The sequence below is a fragment of the Pelosinus propionicus DSM 13327 genome, assembly GCF_900114615.1.
Lineage (GTDB): Bacteria > Bacillota > Negativicutes > DSM-13327 > DSM-13327 > Pelosinus > Pelosinus propionicus.
The window spans coordinates 112,540-137,483 of the sequence record NZ_FOTS01000002.1 but is presented as its reverse complement, the minus strand read 5'-3'; the positions used below and the strand labels follow the sequence as shown (position 1 = coordinate 137,483).

Annotated in this window: 21 protein-coding genes and 3 riboswitches; all 21 genes read left to right on the top strand. The window is 41.5% G+C overall.

The window, feature by feature from the left end; translation table 11 throughout:
- The first annotated feature begins 14 nt into the window (after positions 1–14).
- On the top strand, positions 15–998 hold the full coding sequence (locus BMZ99_RS01660) for a cob(I)yrinic acid a,c-diamide adenosyltransferase (protein ID WP_090932310.1): 984 nt from the start codon (positions 15–17) through the stop codon (positions 996–998).
- A 194-nt stretch (positions 999–1,192) separates the two neighbouring features.
- Complete coding sequence (locus BMZ99_RS01655; RefSeq protein ID WP_090932308.1) at positions 1,193–2,635, top strand: aldehyde dehydrogenase family protein; 1,443 nt, start codon at positions 1,193–1,195, stop codon at positions 2,633–2,635.
- A 158-nt stretch (positions 2,636–2,793) separates the two neighbouring features.
- The gene (locus BMZ99_RS01650; RefSeq protein WP_090932306.1) at positions 2,794–4,125 is read left to right on the top strand and encodes a 4Fe-4S dicluster domain-containing protein; all 1,332 of its coding nucleotides are present in this window, start codon (positions 2,794–2,796) and stop codon (positions 4,123–4,125) included.
- A gap of 20 nt (positions 4,126–4,145) precedes the next feature.
- The gene (locus BMZ99_RS01645; RefSeq protein WP_090932304.1) at positions 4,146–4,697 is read left to right on the top strand and encodes a BMC domain-containing protein; all 552 of its coding nucleotides are present in this window, start codon (positions 4,146–4,148) and stop codon (positions 4,695–4,697) included.
- Positions 4,698–5,464: 767 nt separating this feature from the next.
- On the top strand, positions 5,465–6,718 hold the full coding sequence (locus tag BMZ99_RS01640) for a porin (RefSeq protein WP_090932302.1): 1,254 nt from the start codon (positions 5,465–5,467) through the stop codon (positions 6,716–6,718).
- Positions 6,719–6,776: 58 nt separating this feature from the next.
- Positions 6,777–7,889, top strand: coding sequence for an aminopeptidase (locus BMZ99_RS01635; protein ID WP_090932300.1), 1,113 nt, complete (start codon positions 6,777–6,779; stop codon positions 7,887–7,889).
- Positions 7,890–8,349: 460 nt separating this feature from the next.
- Entirely contained in the window at positions 8,350–9,222 is an 873-nt protein-coding gene (locus tag BMZ99_RS01630) for a LysR family transcriptional regulator (RefSeq protein ID WP_090932298.1), read from the top strand.
- Positions 9,223–9,612: 390 nt separating this feature from the next.
- Positions 9,613–10,551, top strand: coding sequence for an HpcH/HpaI aldolase/citrate lyase family protein (locus tag BMZ99_RS01625; protein WP_090932296.1), 939 nt, complete (start codon positions 9,613–9,615; stop codon positions 10,549–10,551).
- A 4-nt stretch (positions 10,552–10,555) separates the two neighbouring features.
- Positions 10,556–11,767, top strand: coding sequence for a CaiB/BaiF CoA transferase family protein (locus tag BMZ99_RS01620; RefSeq protein ID WP_090932294.1), 1,212 nt, complete (start codon positions 10,556–10,558; stop codon positions 11,765–11,767).
- Between the two features lie 260 nt (positions 11,768–12,027).
- Positions 12,028–12,111: riboswitch (glycine riboswitch) on the top strand.
- A 135-nt stretch (positions 12,112–12,246) separates the two neighbouring features.
- Positions 12,247–12,336: riboswitch (glycine riboswitch) on the top strand.
- 3 nt (positions 12,337–12,339) lie between these two features.
- Positions 12,340–12,422: riboswitch (glycine riboswitch) on the top strand.
- A gap of 70 nt (positions 12,423–12,492) precedes the next feature.
- On the top strand, positions 12,493–13,593 hold the full coding sequence (gene gcvT, locus BMZ99_RS01615) for a glycine cleavage system aminomethyltransferase GcvT (protein ID WP_090932292.1): 1,101 nt from the start codon (positions 12,493–12,495) through the stop codon (positions 13,591–13,593).
- Positions 13,594–13,595: 2 nt separating this feature from the next.
- Entirely contained in the window at positions 13,596–13,985 is a 390-nt protein-coding gene (gene gcvH, locus BMZ99_RS01610) for a glycine cleavage system protein GcvH (protein WP_090932290.1), read from the top strand.
- Positions 13,986–13,987: 2 nt separating this feature from the next.
- Positions 13,988–15,334, top strand: a complete 1,347-nt coding sequence (gene gcvPA / locus BMZ99_RS01605) for an aminomethyl-transferring glycine dehydrogenase subunit GcvPA (RefSeq protein ID WP_090932288.1) — start codon at positions 13,988–13,990, stop codon at positions 15,332–15,334.
- A complete protein-coding gene (gcvPB, locus tag BMZ99_RS01600) occupies positions 15,331–16,782 on the top strand; it encodes an aminomethyl-transferring glycine dehydrogenase subunit GcvPB (RefSeq protein ID WP_090932286.1) in 1,452 nt (483 codons plus the stop codon). The genes gcvPA and gcvPB overlap by 4 nt, the downstream gene beginning before the upstream one ends.
- Entirely contained in the window at positions 16,770–17,633 is an 864-nt protein-coding gene (locus BMZ99_RS01595; RefSeq protein WP_090932284.1) for a radical SAM protein, read from the top strand. The genes gcvPB and BMZ99_RS01595 overlap by 13 nt, the downstream gene beginning before the upstream one ends.
- Positions 17,630–18,604 carry a radical SAM protein gene (locus tag BMZ99_RS01590; protein WP_090932282.1) on the top strand — a complete coding sequence of 325 codons (975 nt, stop codon included), beginning with the start codon at positions 17,630–17,632 and terminating at the stop codon, positions 18,602–18,604. The genes BMZ99_RS01595 and BMZ99_RS01590 overlap by 4 nt, the downstream gene beginning before the upstream one ends.
- Positions 18,585–19,415 carry a lipoate--protein ligase family protein gene (locus BMZ99_RS01585; RefSeq protein ID WP_090932280.1) on the top strand — a complete coding sequence of 277 codons (831 nt, stop codon included), beginning with the start codon at positions 18,585–18,587 and terminating at the stop codon, positions 19,413–19,415. The genes BMZ99_RS01590 and BMZ99_RS01585 overlap by 20 nt, the downstream gene beginning before the upstream one ends.
- Before the next feature lie 18 nt (positions 19,416–19,433).
- A complete protein-coding gene (lpdA, locus tag BMZ99_RS01580; RefSeq protein WP_090932278.1) occupies positions 19,434–20,831 on the top strand; it encodes a dihydrolipoyl dehydrogenase in 1,398 nt (465 codons plus the stop codon).
- A gap of 54 nt (positions 20,832–20,885) precedes the next feature.
- Positions 20,886–22,145, top strand: coding sequence for a serine hydroxymethyltransferase (locus BMZ99_RS01575; RefSeq protein WP_090932276.1), 1,260 nt, complete (start codon positions 20,886–20,888; stop codon positions 22,143–22,145).
- 155 nt (positions 22,146–22,300) lie between these two features.
- The gene (locus BMZ99_RS01570) at positions 22,301–23,344 is read left to right on the top strand and encodes an aliphatic sulfonate ABC transporter substrate-binding protein (RefSeq protein ID WP_090932275.1); all 1,044 of its coding nucleotides are present in this window, start codon (positions 22,301–22,303) and stop codon (positions 23,342–23,344) included.
- 10 nt (positions 23,345–23,354) lie between these two features.
- The gene (locus tag BMZ99_RS01565) at positions 23,355–24,194 is read left to right on the top strand and encodes an ABC transporter ATP-binding protein (RefSeq protein ID WP_090932384.1); all 840 of its coding nucleotides are present in this window, start codon (positions 23,355–23,357) and stop codon (positions 24,192–24,194) included.
- Entirely contained in the window at positions 24,106–24,900 is a 795-nt protein-coding gene (locus BMZ99_RS01560; protein WP_245754763.1) for an ABC transporter permease, read from the top strand. Before BMZ99_RS01565 ends, BMZ99_RS01560 begins: the two co-directional genes overlap by 89 nt.
- Positions 24,901–24,944: the final 44 nt, after the last annotated feature.

The following is a 24,944-nucleotide window of genomic DNA, read 5'->3' as shown; positions in this document are numbered from 1 at the left end:
TCGAGGAGTAGTGTATGATGAAAGTATATACAAAAACGGGAGACGAAGGACAAACCAGCTTGCTGAGCAAGCAGCGAGTGTATAAAGATAGTTTACGTGTAGAAGCGTATGGAACAGTAGATGAAGCAACTTCTGCTATGGGATTAGGCAAGTCGTTAATTCATCATTCACCTTGGGCGGCTGATATGCTTGATTCTGTTCAAAAAGAGTTAATTGATTTAAATGCAGACTTGGCAACGGAATCATTAAAAGCTGCTGACTATCGTATTACAGAAGCACATGTTGCCAGAATCGAGTTGATGATTGATCAGCTAGAACAAAAGCGGATTCCTCAAAACTATTTTATAACTCCTGGCACTTGTTCTGCCAGTGCAGCACTGGATCTGGCACGAACAATGGTACGGAGGGCAGAACGCTGTGTTATTCGTCTGAAAAGAGAAGAAAAAGTTACTGTGCCAGTTTCCTTATACTTAAATCGCCTTTCCGATTTCCTATATGTTTTAGCGCGGTGTGTAGAACAAGAGGAAGTCATACTAACTGTTAAGAGCAAGGTATTAGCAGCATTAGAAGGCGGAAAATCACAGGATAAAGCGGAAGAACACGTAAGTGTATTAGGAAAAGCAAAACAACTGATCACAGCCGCAGAGCAAAAAGCAGCAGAAATAGGAGTACCTATGGTAATTGCAGTAGTCGATGCAGGGGGCAATCTGGTAGCACAGCATCGTATGGATGGCGCTTTACTAGGGAGTATTTCGATAGCCCTTGATAAAGCATACACTGCTCTTGCCTTAAAAATGTCTACAGAAGAAGTTGCTTCTGTGGTAGCGCCAGGACAGCCGCTCTTTGGTTTAAATACGTCAAGTAATGGCAGGTTTATCACCTTTGGCGGTGGCTTTCCTCTTATTGCTGGAGGAAATGTAATTGGCGGGTTAGGTGTAAGCGGCGGTACAGTTGAGGAAGACATAACAGTTGCTAAGGCTGCACTAGCTGCTTATTAAGTAGTAGATGGTATTTAGTACATTGCGTCATCTAAAAGCAATGGTAATTTTGCAGTCTTTTTCCGCCCTGCTTCGTTCTTACCACCTTACAGCTTCACTGGCCTGATCCGATACTTCGCCATGTTGGGCGAAAAAATATTTGCAAACTTATCCAATGTTCTAAATGACTCAATATACTAGTAGGAGGAGATTATATGAGTATTGATCAAGCTCTAATTGAGAAAATAACATTAGAAATATTATCGAAAATGCAAACCGGCGCAAAGGCAGCTCCAACTGGTTATGGCAGCGGAATTTTTGAAACGGTGGATGAAGCGGTGGCTGCAGCCCGTAAGGCATATCAGGAGTTAAAGACTCTATCTTTAGAAAAAAGAGAAGTTCTCATTAAAGCCATGCGGGATGTAGCGTATGAGAATGCCACAATCTTGGCGCAAATGGCTGTGGATGAATCTGGTATGGGAAGAGTATCTGATAAAATTATCAAAAATCAGGTAGCTGCTCTTAAAACTCCTGGAACAGAAGATCTGACTACCCAGGCTTGGAGCGGCGACAATGGTTTAACGTTAATTGAAATGGGACCTTACGGCGTTATTGGTGCTATTACCCCTACTACGAATCCAACTGAAACCGTCATCTGCAATGGTATCGGCATGATTGCAGCGGGGAATACTGTATTCTTCAGTCCGCATCCTACTGCAAAAAATACATCCATAAAGATCATCACACTATTAAATGATGCCATCGTCAAAGCTGGCGGTCCCAATAACCTGTTAACTTCAGTTGCGAATCCTTCCATCAAGGCAGCTAATGAAATGATGAAACATCCAGGAATCAATATGTTGGTAGCAACAGGCGGTCCTGGAGTCGTTAAGGCAGTTTTATCTTCTGGTAAGAAGGCCATTGGTGCGGGAGCTGGCAATCCACCTGTTATCGTAGATGAAACTGCAGATATTGAAAAGGCAGCTCGGGATATTGTCGCGGGATGCTCCTTTGATAATAACTTGCCTTGCATTGCAGAAAAAGAAGTAATTGCCGTAGGATCCATTGCAGATCGATTGATTACCTACATGCAAAAATATGGTGCCTATCTGATTTCAGGATCTAATATTGATCGTCTGCTTGACGTTATCATGACAGTGCAGGAAGAAAAGATAGCAGAAGGGTGCACAGATAAGCCGAAAAGAAGCTATGGCATTAATAAAGATTATGTTGGTAAAGATGCAAAGTATCTATTAAGCAAAATTGGTATTGATGTACCGGATAGTGTGAAAGTTGTTCTGTGCGAAACACCAGCAGATCATCCTTTTGTCATTGAAGAGTTAATGATGCCAGTGTTGCCGGTAGTGCAGGTAAAAGACATTGATGAAGCCATTGAGGTGGCTGTAAGAGTAGAGCATGGCAATCGCCATACAGCAGCGATGCACTCTAAAAACGTTGATCACTTAACTCGATTTGCCAGAGCGGTTGAAACGACAATTTTCGTCAAGAATGCTCCTTCCTATGCAGGAATTGGAGTAGGCGGAGAAGGCTTTACCAGTTTTACTCTTGCCGGCCCAACAGGTGAAGGAATTACCTCACCACGCAGCTTTACTCGGCAGAGAAGATGTGTTCTTGTTGATGCTTTCTCCATTGTTTAATTAAAAAAATTCTAGATTTAGATGGAGTATTTACTCCATCCGAATCTAGAGTGAACTTATCTTTCAGGCTTAGTCGCTCTAGTGCTTCCAACTATATAATTGGAAGTTTTAGAGCGATTTAGTCAGTGGATAGATGAAAGTTTGGGAGCTGATAGAAAATGCGTGACGAGATTGTCGCCGCGGTAAAAGCAGCAGGTGTAGTAGGCGCTGGCGGAGCTGGTTTCCCTACCCATGTTAAAATCAACGCTGCTGTTGAATTTGTGATTGTTAATGGTGCGGAATGCGAACCCTTATTAAGGGCTCATCAGCATATCATGGCAGCAGAAAGTACAAAAATGGTTTTAGGTTTGAAAACAGTGATGCTGGCCACTGGGGCAAAACGCGGTTATATTGGCTTAAAACGTAAGTACGAAGAAGCCACGAAAAACCTCCAGGCTGCTATAAAAGAGATCGGTGAACAGGAAATTGAATTGTTTTTTTTACCTGACATTTATCCAGCAGGAGATGAACAAGTTCTTGTTCATGAGGTTACGGGCAGAATTGTACCTGAAGGTGGTATACCTCTCCACGTAGGAGTGGTAGTGGCTAATGTTGAAACCCTGATCAATATTGCGGACGCTTTAAAAGGTCAAGGCGTAACGGATAAATATGTTACAGTTGGCGGCGCCGTGGCGAAACCAGTCACGTTAAAAGTACCCATTGGCATGAAAGTACAGGAACTGATTACGCTGGCAGGGGGAGCACTTGTGAATCCGTATGCCATTATTGACGGCGGTCCGATGATGGGAAAATTAATTACCGCAGATGCATCGGTTACTAAAACTACAGGAGGAATTTTGATCTTACCTATGGATCATTCCTTAATTACACAGAAAAATACAACATGGCAAATGATTGCCAATCGGGCGAAGGCAGTATGCTGTAATTGTTTAGCCTGTACTGATGTTTGTCCGCGTCACCTGTTAGGTCATAGTTTAGAACCTCATCGTATCATGCAGGCGATTGGTAAAGGACAGGTAGGGGAGTCGGCTATTTTTTCTCGTGCCTTGCTGTGTTCAGAATGTGGTGCATGTGATACTTTTGGCTGTTCCATGGGTTTATCTCCCCGCAGAGTGAATGCAGAGTTGAAAAAGCAATTGGGAAAAGCCGGGATAAAGAATCCTCATAATAATAAACCACAGCAGACTCTGTCAACCCGTATAAATCGTTTAATTCCTACCAAACGTTTGACAGCCCGTCTCGGTATTGCTCAATATGATGTAAAAGCACCATTGAGTGCAAACGAGGTGATTGCAAAAGAAGTTACGTTGCCTCTCTCACAGCATATTGGAGCGCCAGCCCTACCCATTGTTAAAGTAGGGGATACGGTTAAAAAAGGTGATTTAATTGGAATTATACCTGAAGGCGCAGCGGTAGGAGCTAATTTACATGCCAGTATATCAGGAGAGATCTGTAGAGTAGATACTAGTATTGGTATCCGGGCGGTTTAGGATAACAGGGGGGAAATAAGATGAAGCGTGCTATTGGTCTATTAGAATTAAAGAATATTACCAGAGGCCTTTTAGCAGCAGATGCCATGCTAAAGGCAGCTAATGTAGAGATCCTCATGGCACAAGCCATGTGCCCTGGCAAGTATGTTGTCATGATTGCAGGTGATGTAGGAGCCGTCCAAAGCGCAGTCAGAAGTGGAACGGCAGTAAGCGGCGCTGAAAATGTTGTGGATGAATTTATACTTCCTAATTTGCATGATAGTATTTTTCCAGCATTGTCAGGCTGTACCGAAGTCAAAGAAGTAAGATCTTTAGGGGTAATTGAAAGTTATTCTGTAGCTTCTGCGATTATTGCAGCAGATACGGCTGTAAAAGCTTCCAATGTAGAATTGATTGAAGTTCGTCTGGCAAGAGGAATGGGCGGCAAAGCTATGGTGACGCTAACTGGCGATGTAGGAGCAGTAACGGCTGCCATTAAGGCTGGCAGCAATGCTATACATGACAGCGGATTTTTAGTCGATCAACTCGTATTGCCAGCACCTCACAGTGCTTTACATAAAGTATTATTTTAACAATAATTATAGAATGATATAAAGCAGCGAAGGGTGTTAGAAAATTTTTTCTAACACCCTTCGCTGCTTTATATCGGATAACTTTATAAAAATAACGTATTTTATTTGATGGTAACTTAGGTTGTAAGCAACGTCATGACTTTATGCCTGTTAAGGTTTATAAAATGAGTAATGAAAAACATAATAGGTTAATTAATAGGTGAGATTAAATACCTATAAATCCCATTTCAATCTGATTTCATTTACTAAATGAGATACATTTTATTGAGTAGTCGCCTAAATTTATAGTAGGCGACTGCTATTCTTTATTATAAAGAAACACCTGCTATATACATTTTTCTTTTGGCATAATAGTTGCATTAAAAGCAATCGGAAATATACATTGAATATTTTGAATATTAAAACAAAAATTAAAAGTATATTTACTATTTAAACGGGAGGGTAGAATGTTAACTTATAAATAACTAATATCAAAATATTTTGGGGGGGATCATTATGTCTGTGCTTACAAGAAAAAAATAGATTAGATCTTTATCCTGAAGATGACTTCAATAGGTGATACTGATGTTGCATTACTTAATGTTGTGTTACTGCTAAGAGCAGTTAGTGAATTATGGCAATTGCTTTTATTCTATTAATTAGGGCGAGAGAGCATCTATAGCAGCTATATATGTATTATCGTTATGAGCACAAGGAAGCCATAAAAGAAGCAATCTTGCTCAAACAATGAACTAACTAAAAAACGATAATAAAAGGGAGCGAATACAATGAGAAAGAATTTACTTAAGACCTTAGTTGTTGGATACTTATTGAGCATGTCGGCAACAGCTTTTGCCGCGAATCCTTTCGAACTTGTTCCAACGAGTAACTGGACCTATGATGCAATCGACACACTAGTCCAAGCTGATCTCTATGAAGGATATAGAGACATGAATTTCAGTAAACAGCAAACCTTTACCCGGTACGAATTGGCTACTTTTGTTGGAAAGGCATTAGCAAATCAAAATAAGGCCAATGCAGAACAAAAAGCCACTATAGATAAATTAGCCGCAGAATTTAAGGTTGAACTAAGCAATCTCGGGGTGTATACTTCGGCAACAACACCGGCTGCACCAGCTACTGGAACTGCTGCTGCTCTTATTGATAAAGTCAAGATTTCTGGTGATACTCGTTTCCGCTATGAGTATACAAAGAGTAATAAATATTCGGATGACGTAAACTTTAGAACAAGATTTAATATTGATGTTGATATGGGCGATGGTTGGAATTTTCGCACTCGCTTTGTTAATAGCAACAACATTACATCATTTGATGGAAAGCATGACAGCGGAAGTTCAGCTACAAAAGTCGATTTATCTTTTATAAAAGGTACCGTTGGTGAGGTGGGTGTAGCTGTTGGCAGATTGCCGTTGGCACTAGGGAAAGGTTTACTAGTGGATACTGATAAGAATTGGGATGGGGCCAAGATTGATTTTGATGGCAAGATTAAAACTCAGATCGGTTATGTCCGTGCAGCCGATAAGAAAAAGTACTTCTTTACTGATATTACGACGAATTTAACCAACGATTTTGACGTTACGGCATCCTATTTAAAGGATTCTGATGATAAAACAACTACTGCCCAGTATAAGGCTTGGACGGCAGGGTTTGGCTATAACGGATTTAAAAATCTTGCAGTAGTTGGTGAATATGGCAAAAATGATGTTGAAAATGCTAAAGCATGGATGGCAGGCTTGACATTCAGGCAGGCTGACCGTAAAAAAGTAGGTTCTTGGGATGTAGGTGTTACTTACAGAAAGGCCGCACCAGGATTTGATCCACAATACTGGAGTACAGCAGATGCTACCTATGCTATGGATGTCAATGCTATGAATGATATTCAAGGCATTGAATATGCCATAGATTATGTTCCGATGAAAGGTGCAATACTTCATTTGAGTTATGGTGATATGAAAAATTATGCTGGAAATGATAGTAATGATCGTCAATATTTTATCAGTAACCTTAGCTATAAATTTTAGTGCAATTACTTTATGAAAATGCCGGATGAGATTACATAATGTATAGGAGGATTTTATTTTGGACCAGAGAATTCGAGAGTTAGCTAAGAACTTAATCGGGTATTCGATTAAGTTACAAAAGGGTGAGAAAATTTTAATTGAAATGTTTGATGACGGATTACCGCTAACAAAGGCATTGGTGGAAGAGGTATATCGGGTAGGAGGAATTCCTTTTGTAACAATAAAAAATTATAAGATGATCCGGGAACTATTAAAAGGGGCTGGCATTGATCAGTTAGCGATGATTGCAGAGTGGGAAGCAGCACGTATGAACCGTATGGATGCGTATATTGCTATTAGGGCTGCAGAAAATAGTAGTGAGTTAGCTGATATTTCATCGGAACAAATGCAGCTTTACCAAAAATATTGGAATAAGCCAGTGCATACAGACATCCGTGTTCCTAAAACAAAATGGTGTGTTCTTCGTTACCCCAATAACTCTATGGCTCAGTTAGCAAATACTAGTTTAGAGACTTTTGAAGATTTTTATTTCAAGGTATGCAATCTGAACTATGAGAAAATGGAAAAAGCAATGGATCCTCTGATTGAGTTAATGCAGAGGACTAACAAAGTACGCATCATAGGTCCTGGTACTGATCTGAATTTTTCGATACAAGGTATTCCAGCTATAAAATGTTCAGGTACTGTGAATATTCCAGATGGCGAAGTATATACTGCGCCAGTAAAAGACTCAGTAAATGGCTATCTTTCATATAATACCCCTTCAATTCAAGGTGGCTTTACTTATGAAAAGATCTGCCTCGAGTTTATTAATGGAAAAATTGTAAAAGCTACCGCAAATGAGATTGAAAAAATTAATAAACTGTTGGATACGGATGAAGGAGCCCGCTATATAGGTGAGTTTGCTTTAGGTGTAAACCCCTACATTACAGAACCAATGAAGGATACACTATTTGATGAAAAAATTAAAGGCAGCTTTCATTTCACTCCTGGAAATGCTTATGATAATGCCTTCAATGGCAATCGATCTGCTATACACTGGGATCTGGTATGCATCCAGACTCCTGAATACGGTGGCGGTGAAATATGGTTTGATGATCGACTCATTCGTAAGGATGGAACTTTCGTTGTTGCCGAGCTAAAAGGTTTAAATCCAGAAAATCTGATATAAGTCAAAATACTTTTGGACAGTACCAATCAAATAATACAGCAGCAACAATAAATTCCTGCAAAACTCAATCGAGAATTTGCAGGAATTCTTATTGGCGTTGGGGACGTTCCTTTTTTGGTATAAGTATGATAGGATAGATCTAGTCACAGCTGGATTATAGGCATGGTAATCCATTGATGGATACAACTTTTTAATGAGACTGTTAGGCAAAGATGGTTAACTCGATTACACCAAGTTAGCATAAATGAGCATTTGATTAAGGTACTAAAAGAACCACCAAATTATAATTTCGGCAAAGTGGGAAAATTTTTTCCTAGTACAAAGGGATTAGAAATCAGAATTAATTAATAATTTTAAATAGGTATCAAATTGATAAGTTATAATTGTCTTCTCTACAAAGAGTGGTAAATCAGCGCAATAGTACCGTATGTTCTCTAACTTATGAATTAAGGGGGCTAGAATGGAAGATCGGGACTGGCTAATTATAAAAGTATTGCATGAACAGAAAAATATTACAAAAACAGCTCAAGTATTATTCATATCTCAGCCAGCATTAACGGCCCGCATACGTCAGATTGAGCAGGAATTTGATGTCAAAATGGTCTATAGGGGCAGCCGAGGCATTCATTTCACTCCAGAGGGCGATTACCTTGCAGAATGTGCACAAAATATGCTAACTAATATTCGTCAAATTAAAGAACAAGTTGTCAGCATGGGTACTGACATAAAAGGAACACTGCTAGTTGGGTCTCCAAACTATCTGACTAAGTTTAAACTACCACGATTGCTTGGGCTTTTTAAAGAACAATACCCAAATGTTGAATTTAATGTTGTTACCGCTTGGAGTAGTGATATTTGCAGCTTATTGCAGAATCAAGATATACATGTGGGGTTTGTACGCATGGATCATGGCTGGCGAGGTGAAAAGCACATTTTACATGAGGAACCGATCTGTATTGCGTCTAAGCAAGAAATTAAATTTAATGATCTTCCGCAATTGCCGAGAATTGACTATCAGACTGATGTTTCATATAAAATGTTACTGAATAATTGGTGGGGGAAGAACTTTTCACAATCACCTAAAATTGGCATGACGGTTAGTCACCTTGATATCTGTAAAGGCATGGTTGTAAACGGCTTAGGATATGCCATAGTACCCAGTACTATATTTAAGAATGATGAGAATATACACCAAATAGCTCTAATGGATAATGACGGTAAACCCATATTAAGGCAAACATTGATAATGTATCAAAAAGAAATGCTGGAATTGAAGATGGTAAGGCGATTTATTGACTTTGCCAAAACGGTAGATTTTAATAATTTAATATAGATCAATTTTTCTCTATTACAGTATTATATGAAAAAGCTTGGTTTATGCCAAAGCCTTAGTCAATCTTACTTGGAATCTTAGAAGGTGCTATCCTTTCTGCTTACGTAAAAAAATCCTATGACCTTAACGGTTATAGGATTTTTTTTAGTTCATATGAATGAGCTGATGGTTAAATTAGATAAATATAGTCGATATTGCAATGTGAATTCGAATATCTGAAATCGTTATTTCAGATACCTGCTATCAATTATATATATTTTAAAATTTTCTGAATTGAAGTTACTATTAACTCGGGACATGTTTCAAACATAGCATAAGTGCGAAGAGACAAGGCTCTTTTGCATTTTGCTAAACTGATAAATAAGAATCGAAAGAAAAGGGAGTTAGATAATGGAATTTAATTACACAAAAAACACTGTCCGCAGATCTAGATTAATTATGCCAGCCAATGCGCCTAAGTTTGTTGAAAGGGCGTATTTGAGAAATGCTGATGCAATTGTCCTTGATTTGGAAGACAGTGTTCCAAATTCTGAAAAAGTGGCTACACGTGCACTAATTAAAGATTTAATCCCAGTTGTCGGCAAAGGAGGTAGTGATGTATTTGTCCGGGTTAACAATGTGAAAGAGTTGCTGAAAGATGATATTGAAGCTTCTGTCTGGCCGGGTGTAGAAGGGATTTATCTTCCTAAAGTAGAAAGCACTGCCGAAGTTCATGGTATTGAGAAGCTTATTGCTGAATTGGAAAAAAAGCGAGGCATCCCAGTAGGGCAAATTAAGATATCAGTATTAATAGAATCTGCAAAAGGATATGTAAACTTAAATGAAATTGCAAAGGCCAGTGAACGGATTGATACACTTTCTATTGGTAATGAAGATTTTTTGAGAGATGTCGGAATGGTAGAATGTGCAGATACTTATCACGCTTTATTAGTACCAAGGACGCAATTAGTGCTGATTGCACGTGCGCATTGCAAGATGCCGATGGGTTTAATCGGTTCATTGGCTAATTATAGTGACCCTAATGCATTCGAACAAAGTGCAGCACTCGCTTATAAACATGGCTATTTAGGAGCTAGTTGCATTCATCCGGGTAATGTAGAGGTTTTAAATAAATGTTTTACTCCTGGTATACAGGAAGTCGAACACGCCAAGAAAGTTATGGCTGCATTTGATGAAGCGGTAGCAGCAGGCAGAGCATCAGCAACTTTTGAAGGTAAGATGATTGACTATGTTCATTATGAAAAAGCGAAAACATTATTGGACAGATATGCTGTAGTTGAGGCTTTTGAGCAGAAAAAGCAAAAAGCACGGGAATTAGTGGGGGTATGAGAGAATGCGCGGAGAACAAAAACGGTTGCCTTTACAGGGGCTTACAATTCTTGATACCGCCACAATGCTGGCTGCTCCCTGGTCTGCTACTTTTCTAGCCGACTATGGTGCTGAGGTTATTAAAATTGAACATCCAGAAACGGGTTGCACTGCCCGTAAATATGGCAAGCAAAAAAATGGCATTGGGGTCTTGTGGAAATCATTAAATCGAAATAAAAGAGGTATTACGCTGAATCTCGGTCAGCCAGAAGGACAGGAATTGTTCAAGAAAATGGTGGCTAAGGTAGATATCGTAATTGAAAACTATCGACCTGGAACATTTGAAAAATGGGGTCTCGGTTGGGAGGTTTTATCAAAGATCAATCCGTCCCTAATTATGTTGCGAACAACAGGTTACGGTCAAAGTGGTCCATACGCAGGCAGGGGAGGGTTTGGCACTGTAGCAGAAGGAATGAGCGGTTTTGCCTCTATAAATGGTGCGGCCGGTGGTCCACCTACGCTGCCTGGAATGGCTTTAGCCGATGGAGTGAACGGTATTTCTGGGGCGCTAGCACTGATGATTGCTGTTTATGAAAGAAATAATTCGCCTGATCATCGGGGACAATGTATCGATATTTCTTTATATGAACCATTAATGCGACTAGTAGAACCCCATATCACGGCTTTTGATCAGGTAGGGACTATTGCCAGACCAGTGGGGAACGGCAGTGTGTCCATTGCCCCCAGGAATGGTTACCAAACCAAAGATGGAAAATGGGTGGCTCTGTCTGGCGCTGCACAGCCTATCGTTGAGAAATTATTTGCAGCAATGGGGCGGGAAGACTTAATTACGGATGAACGTTTTGTAAACAATGCTGCGAGGATGAAAAATGTTAAAGAATTGGATGCAATCATTGGCAGCTGGATCGGAGAACGGAATGTTGATGAGATTGTTAAAATATTGACTACAAGCGGTGCAGTGGTTGGACCGATGTACGATATGAGTCAATTGTTTGATGATCCCCATTATAAGCATCGCGAGTCTTTTGTGACTTTGCAAGATGAAGATTTTGGTGAAATAAGGGTTCCTAACGTACTTGCGAAATTTTCCAGGACTCCGGGAGAAGTAAGGAGCGTGGGACCAGTAAAAGGGCAGCATAATCAAGAGATTTACACCGAAATGCTGGGGCTGTCCGAACAGCAAATTGAGGAGTTAAAAGCCTGTAAAATTATATGAAGATTTACTTGGGAGGACTAAAAAATATGGATCAATCTATAAAATATGAAGTGCCAAATTCCGCGGACATGGCAGCATCACGTTTAATAGCACCTGAGAATGCTTGCGATGCTCATTAATAATTTTATTCAAATGCACCTTATACTCATAGTGATATTCTCATAAGTTAAATACAATATTGACAGATTAAAAGCAATCCGATATACTGAAAAACATAGTAAGGAATATTCGAATTATTCGTAAACTTAATAATATTCCATGTGAGGGATGCGGGAGAGATCTGTTTTCAGGCGCCGAAGGAGCAAAGGCAATAAACTCTCAGGCAAAAGGACCGTATTCTAATGGAACTCTGGAAAGATCGCTATGCGGCACCCAAAGAGTAACCGGGATATTCGGGATTCTCTGGAGGTAAATAAGACAGAGGCCAACTACGTTGGTTTCCGTCTTATTTTTTTAGCCTGGAATTAACTACATACGGAATGATGGTTGCGGGAGAGAACGCTTAACTAGCGTCACCGAAGGAGCAAAGCTTTGTTCAAACTCTCAGGTAAAAAAACCGTAACTGGACCGAACTCTGGAGAGTACACTTCGTAATTGAAAGTGTCGCCGATGGGGAGCCCCGCTGCGGGCGAATCTCTCAGGTAAAAGGACAGAGAACAAGAGTGAGTTTTCACTCTTGTTCTCTGTCCTTTTTTATGTATTAACGAAAGATTGGAGTGATTTTCATGACAGTAAAACAGACACCGCTTTATGAGACTCATTTACGGTATGGTGGCAGAATTGTAGAGTTTGGCGGTTGGTCTCTCCCAGTTCAGTATACAGGAATCAAGGATGAACATAATGCCGTCAGAACGAAAGCAGGATTATTTGACGTATCCCATATGGGGGAAGTAGTAGTCAATGGGCCAGATGCACTTATCTTTCTCCAAACGTTAGTTACCAATGATGTCTCCAAGCTTGAAAGAAATCAAATACTCTATACGCCAATGTGCTATAAGCACGGAGGAACGGTAGACGATCTATTAGTTTACAAAAAGGATGCGGATCATTATCTTTTGGTTATCAATGCAGCAAACATTGAAAAAGATTGGAATTGGATGCAGGAGAATGCTGAGGAATTTGACGTTAAGCTTACCAATATCTCAAATGAAACGGCTCAGATTGCACTGCAAGGACCTTTAGCAGAAGTGATTTTATCGAATTTGACTGATGCACCACTTTCAAAACTAAAATACTACTGGTTTATGCCTGAAATCGATGTTGCTGGCAAAAAAGTACTATTATCTCGAACTGGATATACGGGAGAAGATGGATTTGAAATTTACTGCAGTCCAGAAGATGTTACATATTTATGGGATACAATCATGGAAGTCGGGAGCCCCCTTGGATTGCTTCCTGCTGGTTTAGGTTGTCGTGACACATTGAGATTTGAAGTTTGTTTTCCTTTATATGGGCACGAACTTTCGGCAGATATTTCGCCCATTGAGGCTGGACTCGGAATGTTTGTAAAGCTTGATAAAGAGGAATTTAACGGACAAGGAACGCTGCAGGAACAGAAAACCAATGGACCAAAACGCAGAATAGTTGGTTTTGAAATGGTTGATCGTGGAGTAGCACGGGCTGAATATCCGATTTTGGTAGAGGGCAGCTATGTTGGAGTGGTAACGACAGGAACTTATGCTCCATCCCTTGATAAGAACCTTGGATTGGGCATAATTCAAGCTGAATACGCAAAGGTTGGACAAAAAATAGATATTGAAATTCGCGGGAAAAAGGTATCCGCCCAAGTCATTTCCAAACCATTTTATAAAAGAGAGGGGAAGTAATCATGAATATTCCAAAAGAATTAAAGTACTCCAAGGATCACGAATGGGTCAAGGTAGAAGGGAAAGTTGCTATCATTGGGGTAACTGATTTTGCTCAATCGCAGTTAGGTGATGTGGTTTTTGTAGAATTGCCAGATGAGTCAGGTACAGTGAAAGTGGGAGATGGTTTTTCTGTTATTGAGTCAGTAAAGGCAGTATCGGATATTTATGCACCGATCTCCGGAAAAATCGTGAAAGTGAATCAAGCTCTTACAGACTCGCCCGACCTGATCAATCAGGAACCTTATGGTGAAGGTTGGATCGTTGTTATTGAAATGTCCGACAGCAGTGAATTGGATGATCTTTTAGATAGCGACGCATATGCTCAGTTGGCGGCGGAGGGAGGACATTAGAAATGGCTTGGAGTTATCTTCCTCATACAAAAGCTGATAGACGTGAGATGCTGGATGCCATTGGTGTCGATTCAGCGGAAAAATTATTTGAAGATGTACCAGCTGATTTGCGAATGACCAGGACATTAAATTTGCCGCCAGCACTGCCTGAACAGGGCTTAGTTAAACATCTCAAAGCACTGGCAAAAGCGAATACCAATCTTCAAGAGTTAACCTGCTTCCTAGGTGCAGGAGCTTATGACCATTATATTCCCAGTGTAGTTCATCATATCATTGGACGCTCTGAATTTTACACTGCCTACACGCAATATCAGCCAGAGATTTCCCAGGGCTACTTGCAGGCGTTATGGGAATACCAGTCAATGATCTGCGAGATTACAGGCATGGAAGTGGCTAATGCCTCCATGTATGACGGAGGTACCGCCGTTGCTGAAGCCGCTATGATGGCGTGTGCCAGTTCTAAGAAAACGGCAATTGTAATGGCCGAAACTGTCCATCCCCATTATCGGGAGACATTTCTGACCTATGCCAAGGATAAAAAGATCGAGCTTAAACTGGCGCCATATAGCGATGGTTTGACTGATTTAAACAAGATACCCCAGCTGATAGATGATTCGACAGCGGCTGTTGTCGTGCAATTTTCTAATTTTTTTGGCTGCATTGAGGATTTGAAAAGCATCGCAGAAATGGCCCACGCTAAGGGAGCATATCTGATTGCTGTTGTTGACCCTATTTCTATGGGGCTTCTGGAATCTCCCGGTGCGCTAGGTGCAGATATCGTAGTTGGGGAAGGTCAAGGCTTGGGCATTCCAATATCTTTTGGCGGTCCATATCTCGGTTTCTTTGCAACAACGGAAAAGCTTATGAGAAAAATGCCTGGCAGAATTGTCGGTCAGACAGTAGACAACAAAGGGAATCGTGGATTTGTATTGACGCTTCAAGCTCGTGAACAACATATTCGGCGTGAAAAAGCTACCTCTAATATTTGCTCTAACGAAGCCCTTTGTGCTTTGACGTCTGCCGTTTACATGAGCACGCTGGGCAAAGTGGGCTTACAGGAGACTGCGGAACAGTGCATTCAAAAATCGCATTATGCATATCGTTTACTGACAAGTTTAAAAGGCTGTGAACCAGTATTCTCGGGAGCTTTTTTTAAAGAATTCGCTGTTAGGCTGAATAAACCAGTTTCCCAAATTAATAGAAAATTGCTGGCTAAAGGAATCTTAGGAGGACTGGATCTTAGTAAATACTATCCTGAACTTGAAAACTGCATGCTCGTCTGTGTGACTGAAAAACGTACCAAAGAAGAGATAGACGGGTTGGTTCGTGAAATGGGGGAAGTGTTATGAAAACAAAACAATCGACTCTATTTGAAATCAGCAAACCTGGTCGCTTTGCCTTAGACCTGCCCAAAAGTGACGTTCCCGCCTATGAGATGGAAACACTTGTACCAGCTAATCTTTTGAGATCCAAATACGCGGAACTTCCGGAAGTAAGCCAACCTGATTTAATAAGGCATTATACCGCTCTCTCGAAGCGAAACTTTGGCGTTGACTCAGGATTTTATCCCCTTGGTTCATGTACGATGAAGTATAATCCTAAAGTGAATGAAGATGTTTGCCGGTATCCGGGCTTTGCAGATATTCATCCTTTGCAGGATGTTGAGTCAACCCAAGGCGCGTTAGAACTTCTATATCAAATGGAACAGTATTTAGCAGAAATTGCCGGAATGGATGCGGTTACAATGCAGCCTGTGGCGGGTGCCCATGGTGAGTTGACAGGATTAAAACTCATCAGGCAGTATCATCGCTCCCGGGGGGAAGTAAGAACTAAGGTGATTGTTCCTGACTCTGCTCATGGTACAAATCCGGCCACCGCAACGGTTTGCGGACTGGAAATCGTTGAAATTAAGTCCAATGATGACGGCTCAATTAACCTGGATGCGCTAAAGGCTGCTGTGGGTTTAGATACTGCAGCTTTTATGCTTACGAACCCGAGTACATTAGGATTGTTCGAAAAAAATATCAAAGAAATTGCCCAAATCGTTCATGCTGCCGGAGGACTGTTATATTACGACGGTGCTAATACGAATGCGGTAATGGGGATTGTGCGTCCAGGGGATATGGGATTTGATGTAGTGCATATTAACCTCCATAAGACGTTTTCCACGCCTCACGGCGGCGGCGGACCTGGCTCCGGACCTGTCGGTGTAAAACAAGAGTTAATTCCATTTTTACCTGTTCCCATCATAACCTACGATGGGAAGAAATACGATTTGGAATATAATAGGCCGCTCTCCATTGGAAGAATGCATTCTTTTTACGGCAATTTCGGAGTGATTGTTCGGGCCTATGCTTATATCCGGACAATGGGACCAGATGGACTTCGGCAGGCAAGTGAAGACGCCGTTCTAAATGCAAATTATTGTTTGAGTCAATTAAGAGAAGATTACGATGCACCCTTTGAACGGTATAGCATGCATGAATGCATAATCACCTCTAAAAACCAAAAGCAGTTTGGCGTAAAGACGCTGGATATTGCAAAACGGCTGTTGGATTATGGGTATCACCCGCCAACCATTTACTTTCCGCTTATCGTAGAGGAAGCGATCATGATTGAACCTACCGAGACAGAAAGCAAAGAAACGCTGGATGGTTTTATTAAGGCTATGCGGGAAATAGCGAAAGAAGCGAGAACGGACGTAACGCAAATTCTTGATGCTCCTCACGATACCGTTGTGGGAAGGCTTGATGAAACTGCGGCGGCACGGAAACCGGTAGTAAGATGGAAACCTTAGATTTGCTGGCCCAAGAGGGGTGGCGGATCAGGCAGAAAAATTTTCAGTCAAATATCAAATTTTCATATCCCAATGAAACCAAAGCTGTAAGTGTTACAGGAGGCAAATGCGAGCTAAACTGCGCGCATTGCGGAGGTCACTATTTAAAGGGGATGAAGGCACTTAAAGATATCCCGGAGGGGAATGGACTTTCAGCACGCAGCCTTTTAATCAGCGGCGGGTGTACAGCCGAAGGCAAGGTTCCCATCGCTGAGCATATTGCCCGAATTGCGGCAATGAAACAAAGGATGAAGTATAACGTACATGTTGGTCTGGTTGACGAGGAAGATATCCAAGAAATAGCTAAGGTAGCGGACAAAGTTTCTTTTGATTTTATCGGGGATGATGCGACGATAAAAGAAGTATTAGGAATGGATCGTACCGTTTCCGATTATGTCGCATGCTATCAGAAGCTTAGTGAAAGTTGTTCTGTGATCCCTCATATATGCATTGGACTTCATGGCGGCGAGATTAGAGGTGAATACGAAGCGATCAGGCACCTGAAAGCACTTGGCGTAGACGGGATTACTTTTATTGTATTTACTCCAACGAAAGGTACACGTTTTGCCGATTGCAAGCCCCCTTCTATCGAAAATGTAGTAAACATACTGACCAGCGCGAGAAGAGAGCTTCCCGCGCTGCCGATTCATCTTGGATGCATGCGGCCAGGAGGTGCTTATCGTCAGGAATTAGACTTATGGGCAGTTCGCTTAGGGATCAACGGTATTGTAAATCCGGTTTCAGGAGCGGTACGGTTGGCTCAAAATCTCGGATTGACGATAGAGCGGCGAGAGGAGTGCTGTGTATTATGACCTTATGGAAGTTATCTGCGGGAACAGCCAGTGTAATTGGTAAAAAGCGAATCAAAAGTGAAGCGCTTCCCAATACCGCCTATATTATGCTGGGGGGAAAATGTCGCAACAACTGCAGCTTTTGTTCCCAGTCTCAGAGCAGCAGTGCAAGAGGAGATCTTTTATCCAGAGTAACATGGCCTGCCTTTGATGCGAATGAAATTACATCAGGTATTTCCTCAGCCTATTCGAAAGGAGATCTAAAAAGAGTCTGCCTCCAGGTTGTTAACAGCGAAAATAGCTGGGATGCTACGTTAGAAGCAGTGCGAAAATTAAGTGAGGATGGTCCTAAGCCTATCTGCGTGTCAAATCATATTGCGGATACCGGGCAGGCCGCCGAAATGATTGCAGCAGGAGCTGAAAGAATTTGTATTGCAATGGATGCTGCCACTTCGGAGATCTATCAACTTGTTAAAGGGCAGGACTGGGAAGAAAAACTCCATCTGTTACAAGAGTGTGCCAGTACTTTTCCGGGAGCTCTAACGACGCACCTGATCATCGGACTTGGTGAGACGGAAGAAGAAGCGGTGAATTTTATCGCTGATTGTATTGAACTCGGAATCACTGTAGGGTTATTTGCTTTTACGCCGATACCAGGTACGGCTATGGCTGACAAGAGACCCCCTTCCATCTCTCACTACCGGCGGGTGCAAATTGCTCATTATCTTATGCGTAAGGGCTATTGCCGCAGTGCAATCCGCTTTGCCAACGGAAAAATTAGCAGCTGCAACGTTTCAGATTTAGCTAAGATGCTGGCCGATGGAAAGGCTTTTGAAACCACGGGCTGCGCTGACTGCAATCGACCTTACTATAATGAACGGCCTGGCGGAATTATGTATAATTATCCCCGGCCGCTCACTAGAAAGGAAGTTGAGCAAGCGATAACGGAGAGCGGTATAGGCGGTGTATCTTATGATCTGGCGTGTTCTTGACACTGGCATAAATGATGCTGCCTTGAATATGGCAATCGATGAAGCAATTCTGTTGGCTCATAGCGCGGGAGATGTTCCTCCTACTCTCCGGTTTTACGGCTGGAAGCCAGCCGCAGTAAGTTTGGGATATTTTCAAAAAGCAAAATCCGAGATTGATCTGGAACAATGCGCTACATTGGGCATCGATGTAGTGAGAAGATTGACGGGAGGCCGGGCAGTACTGCACGAAACGGAATTGACCTACAGTATTGTCGTCAAAGAGGATGATCCTCTCATACCTCAAACCATATCGGCATCATATCGGTATTTTAGTAATGGAATTCTTGCCGGTTTGGAAAAGATGGGCATCAAAGCGCAGATGAGTATGCCGCGTAAGGCAGATGGTAAGGTAAGAGAAAAAGATCAGCACTCATCTGCCGCATGTTTTGATGCTCCATCTCATTATGAAATTACTGTTGAGGGGCGCAAGCTGGTTGGCAGTGCCCAGGTTCGTAAAGATGGCGTTATACTTCAGCATGGATCCATTTTGTTACAGTTCTCTGCTGAAAAACTTGCCGCTGTACTGAAGGTTTCTTCCTCCCAGAGACGACAATTCATGATTGGCATGCTGTCTAGCGGCGTGACATCGATTGATCAAATTCGAGGGTGCCATACAACATGGGAGGAGACACGTGATGCTGTAATGGCTGAATTTGGTCCGAAGATCGGTGTTGATACCCAAAGAGGATGCCTGACCCAAAAAGAAGTAGAAACCAGCAATATGCTCATAGAATCCAAATATAGTCAATCGCAATGGAATTTACTGCGTTAAGGAGAGAGGAGGAAAGGCATGAGTTACGATGTAGCCGTTATTGGCGGAGGCCCCGGCGGATATGTAGCGGCCATTCGGGCTGCCCAGTTAGGCGCTAAGGTTCTTTTGATAGAGAAAGATCAACTAGGCGGTGTCTGCTTAAACCAGGGCTGTATTCCTACCAAGACGCTATTGAAAAGCGCCGAAAAATGGCATGATCTACAACAATGCAATGAATTTGGTCTTATGGCTGACAATATTGGCTTCGATTTTAATTTGGTGAACAAGCGCAAGAGTCAGGTAGTAGAGCAGATGCAAAAAGGTATTGGACAATTAATAAAAAGTAATGGCATTGATTATAAAATCGGAAGGGCAAGTCTTACAGCCCGTAATCAAATAAGCTTGAACACGAATTCAGGGACTGAGCAGTATGCTGCTCGGAAAATCATATTGGCAACTGGTTCTGTGCCAATGGGTTTGCCAGTACCGGGAAGCGAATTGCCAGCGGTTATCAATAGTGATCAATTATTGGCAATGAACCAGGTGCCTGGAAATATGGTTGTTATTGGTGCCGGAGCAGTTGGGATTGAATTTGCAGCAATTTTTCAGTCATTTGGCTGCAACGTTACGGTGATTGAAATGCTGCCGAACATATTGCCGAATATCGATAATGAAATCGTAAAACGTATGGCGCTGCTTTTGCGCAAGCAGGGAATTAACATGTTGACCAATACCCGTGTCACTGGAATTAAACCCGGAAATAGGGGAGCCATTGTAGAGATTTCTAATGGAACCACTACGCAGCAAATCGAAACAGAAAAGGTGCTGGCGTCAATCGGAAGAATACCGATGGTTTCTGGATTAGGCTTAGATGAGGTCGGAATTGAGTACACTTCAAAAGGTATTAAGGTCAACGCAAAAATGGAGACAAACGTTGAGGGCGTTTATGCAATTGGGGATGTCACAGGCGAATTCATGTGGGCACATGCTGCCTCGGCTGCGGGGATGATTGCTGCAGAAAACGCCTGCGGACAAAATGTAGAGGTAGATTACAAAGCAGTTCCAGGGTGTATATATACGACACCTGAAGTCGCTATGGTGGGACTGACTGAACAGGAAGCACTAGCCCAGGAGAAAGAGTTCAAAGTCAGCAAGTTTAATTTCGCTGCGAATAGTAAAGCAGTATCAATGGGGGAAACCGACGGCATGGTAAAAATCATTGCCGATACGATAACGGATGAGGTTTTGGGAATGCATATTCTAGGTGCCCATGCCAGTGACTTAATTATGGAAGGGGTACTGGCAATTCAAAACAAACTGCCAGTGAAGGCTATTGCACACACTATCCATCCGCATCCCAGTTTGTCTGAAACCATTATGGAATGTGCCCATGGAATTAACGGCGCGATTGTGCACCAAGTGAAAAGAAAAGCATAACTGGATGATTCTACTAAAGAAAAGCCAGTACATATAGAAGGTGGAGGGAAAGAAATGATCAAATTGAAAGAATTTGACCCTGAACTTGCTGAAGCGATCGAGCTTGAGAAAAACAGGCAGCAGAATAAATTGGAGCTAATTGCTTCTGAAAATTTTGTAACCCCAATGGTCATGGAAGCGATGGGAACGGTGTTAACCAATAAGTATGCGGAAGGATATCCAGATCATCGCTACTACGGTGGGTGTGAATATGTAGACATTGTTGAAAGACTGGCGATTGAAAGGGCAAAGAAAATATTTGGGGCGCAGCATGCCAATGTCCAGCCTCATTCCGGGGCGACAGCAAATACCGCAGTATATTTTGCTTTTTTGAAACCTGGCGATACCATTATGGGAATGAACTTATCCCATGGAGGACATTTGACTCACGGGAGTCCTGTCAGTATTTCCGGTAAGTACTTTCATGTGGTTTCCTACGGAGTTAATCCTGACAGTCATCTGATTGATTATGATGAAGTACGGGAGTTGGCTCTGACTCACAGGCCGAAAATGCTTGTGGCTGGAGCAAGTGCATATTCCCGAGTGATTGATTTTAAACGGTTTGGTGAAATCGCAAGAGAAGCTGGCGCAATGCTGTTTGTAGATATGGCACATATTGCAGGGCTGGTAGCAGCCGGAATTCATCCCAGTCCGATTCCTCATGCTGATATTGTGACTACCACGACTCACAAAACCTTGAGAGGACCTCGGGGCGGTATTATTCTCTGCAAAGAAGAATATGCAAAAGCAATAGACAAAGCAGTGTTCCCTGGGATTCAAGGTGGTCCGCTCATGCATGTCATTGCCGCAAAAGCAGTTGCATTGAAAGAGGCAATGCTTCCGGAATTTTGTGACTACCAAAAGCAAGTGGTCAGTAATGCAAAGGCATTAGCGATGACTCTAAAGAATACAGGGTTTGATCTGGTATCTGGCGGAACGGACAATCATTTGATGCTTGTCGATGTTAGGAAGCAGAAGCTTACGGGAAAGGCAGCCGAAAGATTACTGGATGAAGTCGGTATTACGGTGAATAAAAACACCATTCCTTTTGAGACAACAAGTCCCTTTATAACGAGCGGAATTCGGATTGGTACGGCAGCGGTAACCACACGGGGCATGGAAGAAACAGCTATGAACAAAATAGGAAATACCATAGCAGCGGTACTTGAAAATCCTGAAAGCAAAGAAGTACATGAACGTGCAAAAGCTGAAGTACATTTGCTTTGTCAGGAATTTCCTCTTTATGAAGAAGCAGCTCCAAAGAAAATAAAATAATCTTATTGACACGAAGAAATCCCAATGATATACTTAGAAAAAATTAAATGAACAGCCGATTGGAAAACCAAAGGCTAAGAATGTCCCTCTCTAGCAGAGGCATTCTTAGTCTTTTTTATTTTATAATACAGCATAAGAATTTAAGGAGGGTCACTATGAAGTTAGTAAAGTTTGGTGTGGTTATGGCGTTAGTTCTTGCAGTTGCAGGGGGTTTGAGTGGATGTTCTAGTACTACGAATACTGCAGAAAACAAAGGTACAAAAGTTAGAATTGCTCATTTCCCCAATATTACTCATTCTCAGGCTCTTGTTGGTAAGGCTGATGGTCAGTTTCAAAAAGCGTTGGGGGATGCAAATCCTATCGAATGGAAAACTTTCAATGCAGGTCCAGCTGAAATTGAGGCCTTATTTGCAGGAGAAGTTGATATCGGCTATATTGGACCAGGCCCTGCTATTAATGGTTATACAAAATCAAAAGGTGATCTGCAAATTATTGCTGGAGCAACTGATGCAGGAGCTATTTTAGTAACAAGAAAAGATTTAGTGTTAAAGAACGTAGGAGAACTTAGCGGTAAAAGGGTTGCAATTCCTCAGTTTGGCAATACCCAGGACTTATCTTTACGGCATATTTTACAAGAAAATGGTCTAAAAGATACTACAAAAGGCGGTACTGTAGAAGTACGACAAGCTGATAATCCTGATATTAAAACGTTGTTAGATAAAGGCGAAATTGATGCTGCTCTTGTTCCGGAACCATGGGGTGCTCGCCTTGTAAGTGAAGTAAAGGCGAATATCCTGCTAGATCATAAACAAGTTTGGAGAGATGGAAATTATACTACAGCCGTTGTAGTAGCAAGTTCAAAATTCATCAAAGAACATCCGGATCTAGTAGAAAAATTTCTGAGGACTCACGTGGAATTGACTGATTACATTAATAAAAATCCCGATAAGGCTAAGGACACAATCAATAACCAAATCAAAGAATTAACTGGTAAACCGCTGGCGAAAGAGATTTTAGATGCTTCCTTTACAAGATTGACCGTTACAAATGATCCAGAAAAAGAGTCCGTGATTGATTTTGTAAAATTGTCGGTAGACGCAGGTTTTATCAAGACGGCACCGGATTTAAAAGATTTGTTTAATCTTAAACTTTTAAATAAAGTTTTAAAAGAAAAAGGACTACAAGAAATAGGGGACTGAGGTGTTATTGATGAGTGTAGTAGTAGAAAATATCAGTAAAAGCTTTATTACTAAAAATGATACAATAAATACTCTTAGTAACATTAATGTTGAGTTTCATAAAGGAGAATTTGTTTGTATTCTCGGTCCCTCCGGATGTGGAAAGTCAACTTTGCTCAATATTATCGCTGGATTAGAAAAGGAGACTTCAGGCAGAGTGGTTTGCAATGGGAAAGAAGTCAAAGGAGCCGGCCCTGATCGAGTCGTTATGTTTCAGGAACCGGCCCTATTTCCTTGGTTAAAAGTAATTGATAATGTTGAATTTGGCATGAAACTAGCTGGCATTCCCAAGGATGAAAGAAGAGAAAAAGCTATGAAGTACTTAAAGATGGTGCATCTTACTCGCTTTCAAAACTGTTATATACACGAATTATCAGGCGGTATGAGACAGCGGGTAGCCTTGGCTAGAGCACTAACCCTTGATTCAGAAATTCTGCTGATGGATGAACCCTTTGCAGCACTGGATAGTCAGACGAAGAATATCCTACAGCTAGAACTGCAGCAGATTTGGCTAGAAACCAAAAAAAACATTATCTTTGTTACTCATAATGTGGAAGAGGCGGTTCTCTTAGCCGATCGGGTGATTGTCATGTCAGCCAATCCAGGAGCGATAAAAAAAGAGTTCCATATTCAGCTTGCTCGTCCAAGGCAGCCAGACAATATTGATTTAGCTTATCTTGCAGCAGATATTATGAAAGAATTAAAAGAGGAGGTGGAGAAGGTTGCCAAAGCTGAATTCGACACTAATTGGACTAGTAAAAAAGATCTTGTTTTACCTGATTCTGATAGCGATATGGGAACTGGCATATAAGATTGGAGTAGATTGGCTCAGGCTATGGAAGCCGTATATATTTCCTTCTCCCATCGCTGTCTTTACCACCTTATGGAGCTTAATCATAGATGGAACGATGAGTATTGCCGTATTGGCAAGTGCAAAACGAATTTTTCTAGGCTATATGTTATCCATTATCATAGGGATTTTTGTTGGTCTGGCGATTGTTCGGTTTAAATATTTAGATGAAAATGTAAGTCCCTTAATACTAGGATTACAAACTTTGCCGAGTATTTGCTGGCTGCCTTTTTCGATCCTTTGGTATGGGTTAAATGAAAGCGCTATTATCTTTGTTATCACTATTGGGTCAACCTTTGCGGTATCCATCGCCATTGAATCAGGTATGAAGAATATAAATCCTTTGTTTGTGAGGGCTGCAAGAACCATGGGAGCCAAGGGTTTTAGTCTTTATTGGAATGTAATTATTCCAGCGAGTCTTCCTAGTATTATTTCAGGTCTAAAGCAAGGCTGGTCTTTTGCCTGGAGAGCTTTAATGGCAGGAGAAATGATTTCTGCGACAAAAGGTCTAGGGCAGGTTCTTATGGTCGGGCGGGATTTAGCTGATATTAGTCAGGTTATGGCGATTATGATTGTGATTGTTATTCTGGGAGTAGCGGTAGATAAGCTGATCTTTGGCAAAATGGAAATTAATATTAGACAAAAATGGGGCTTAGATAAAGTCTAGGAATAAGAAGAACTGTGTAAAAGCAAGTACTGTCAAGAGAAAGT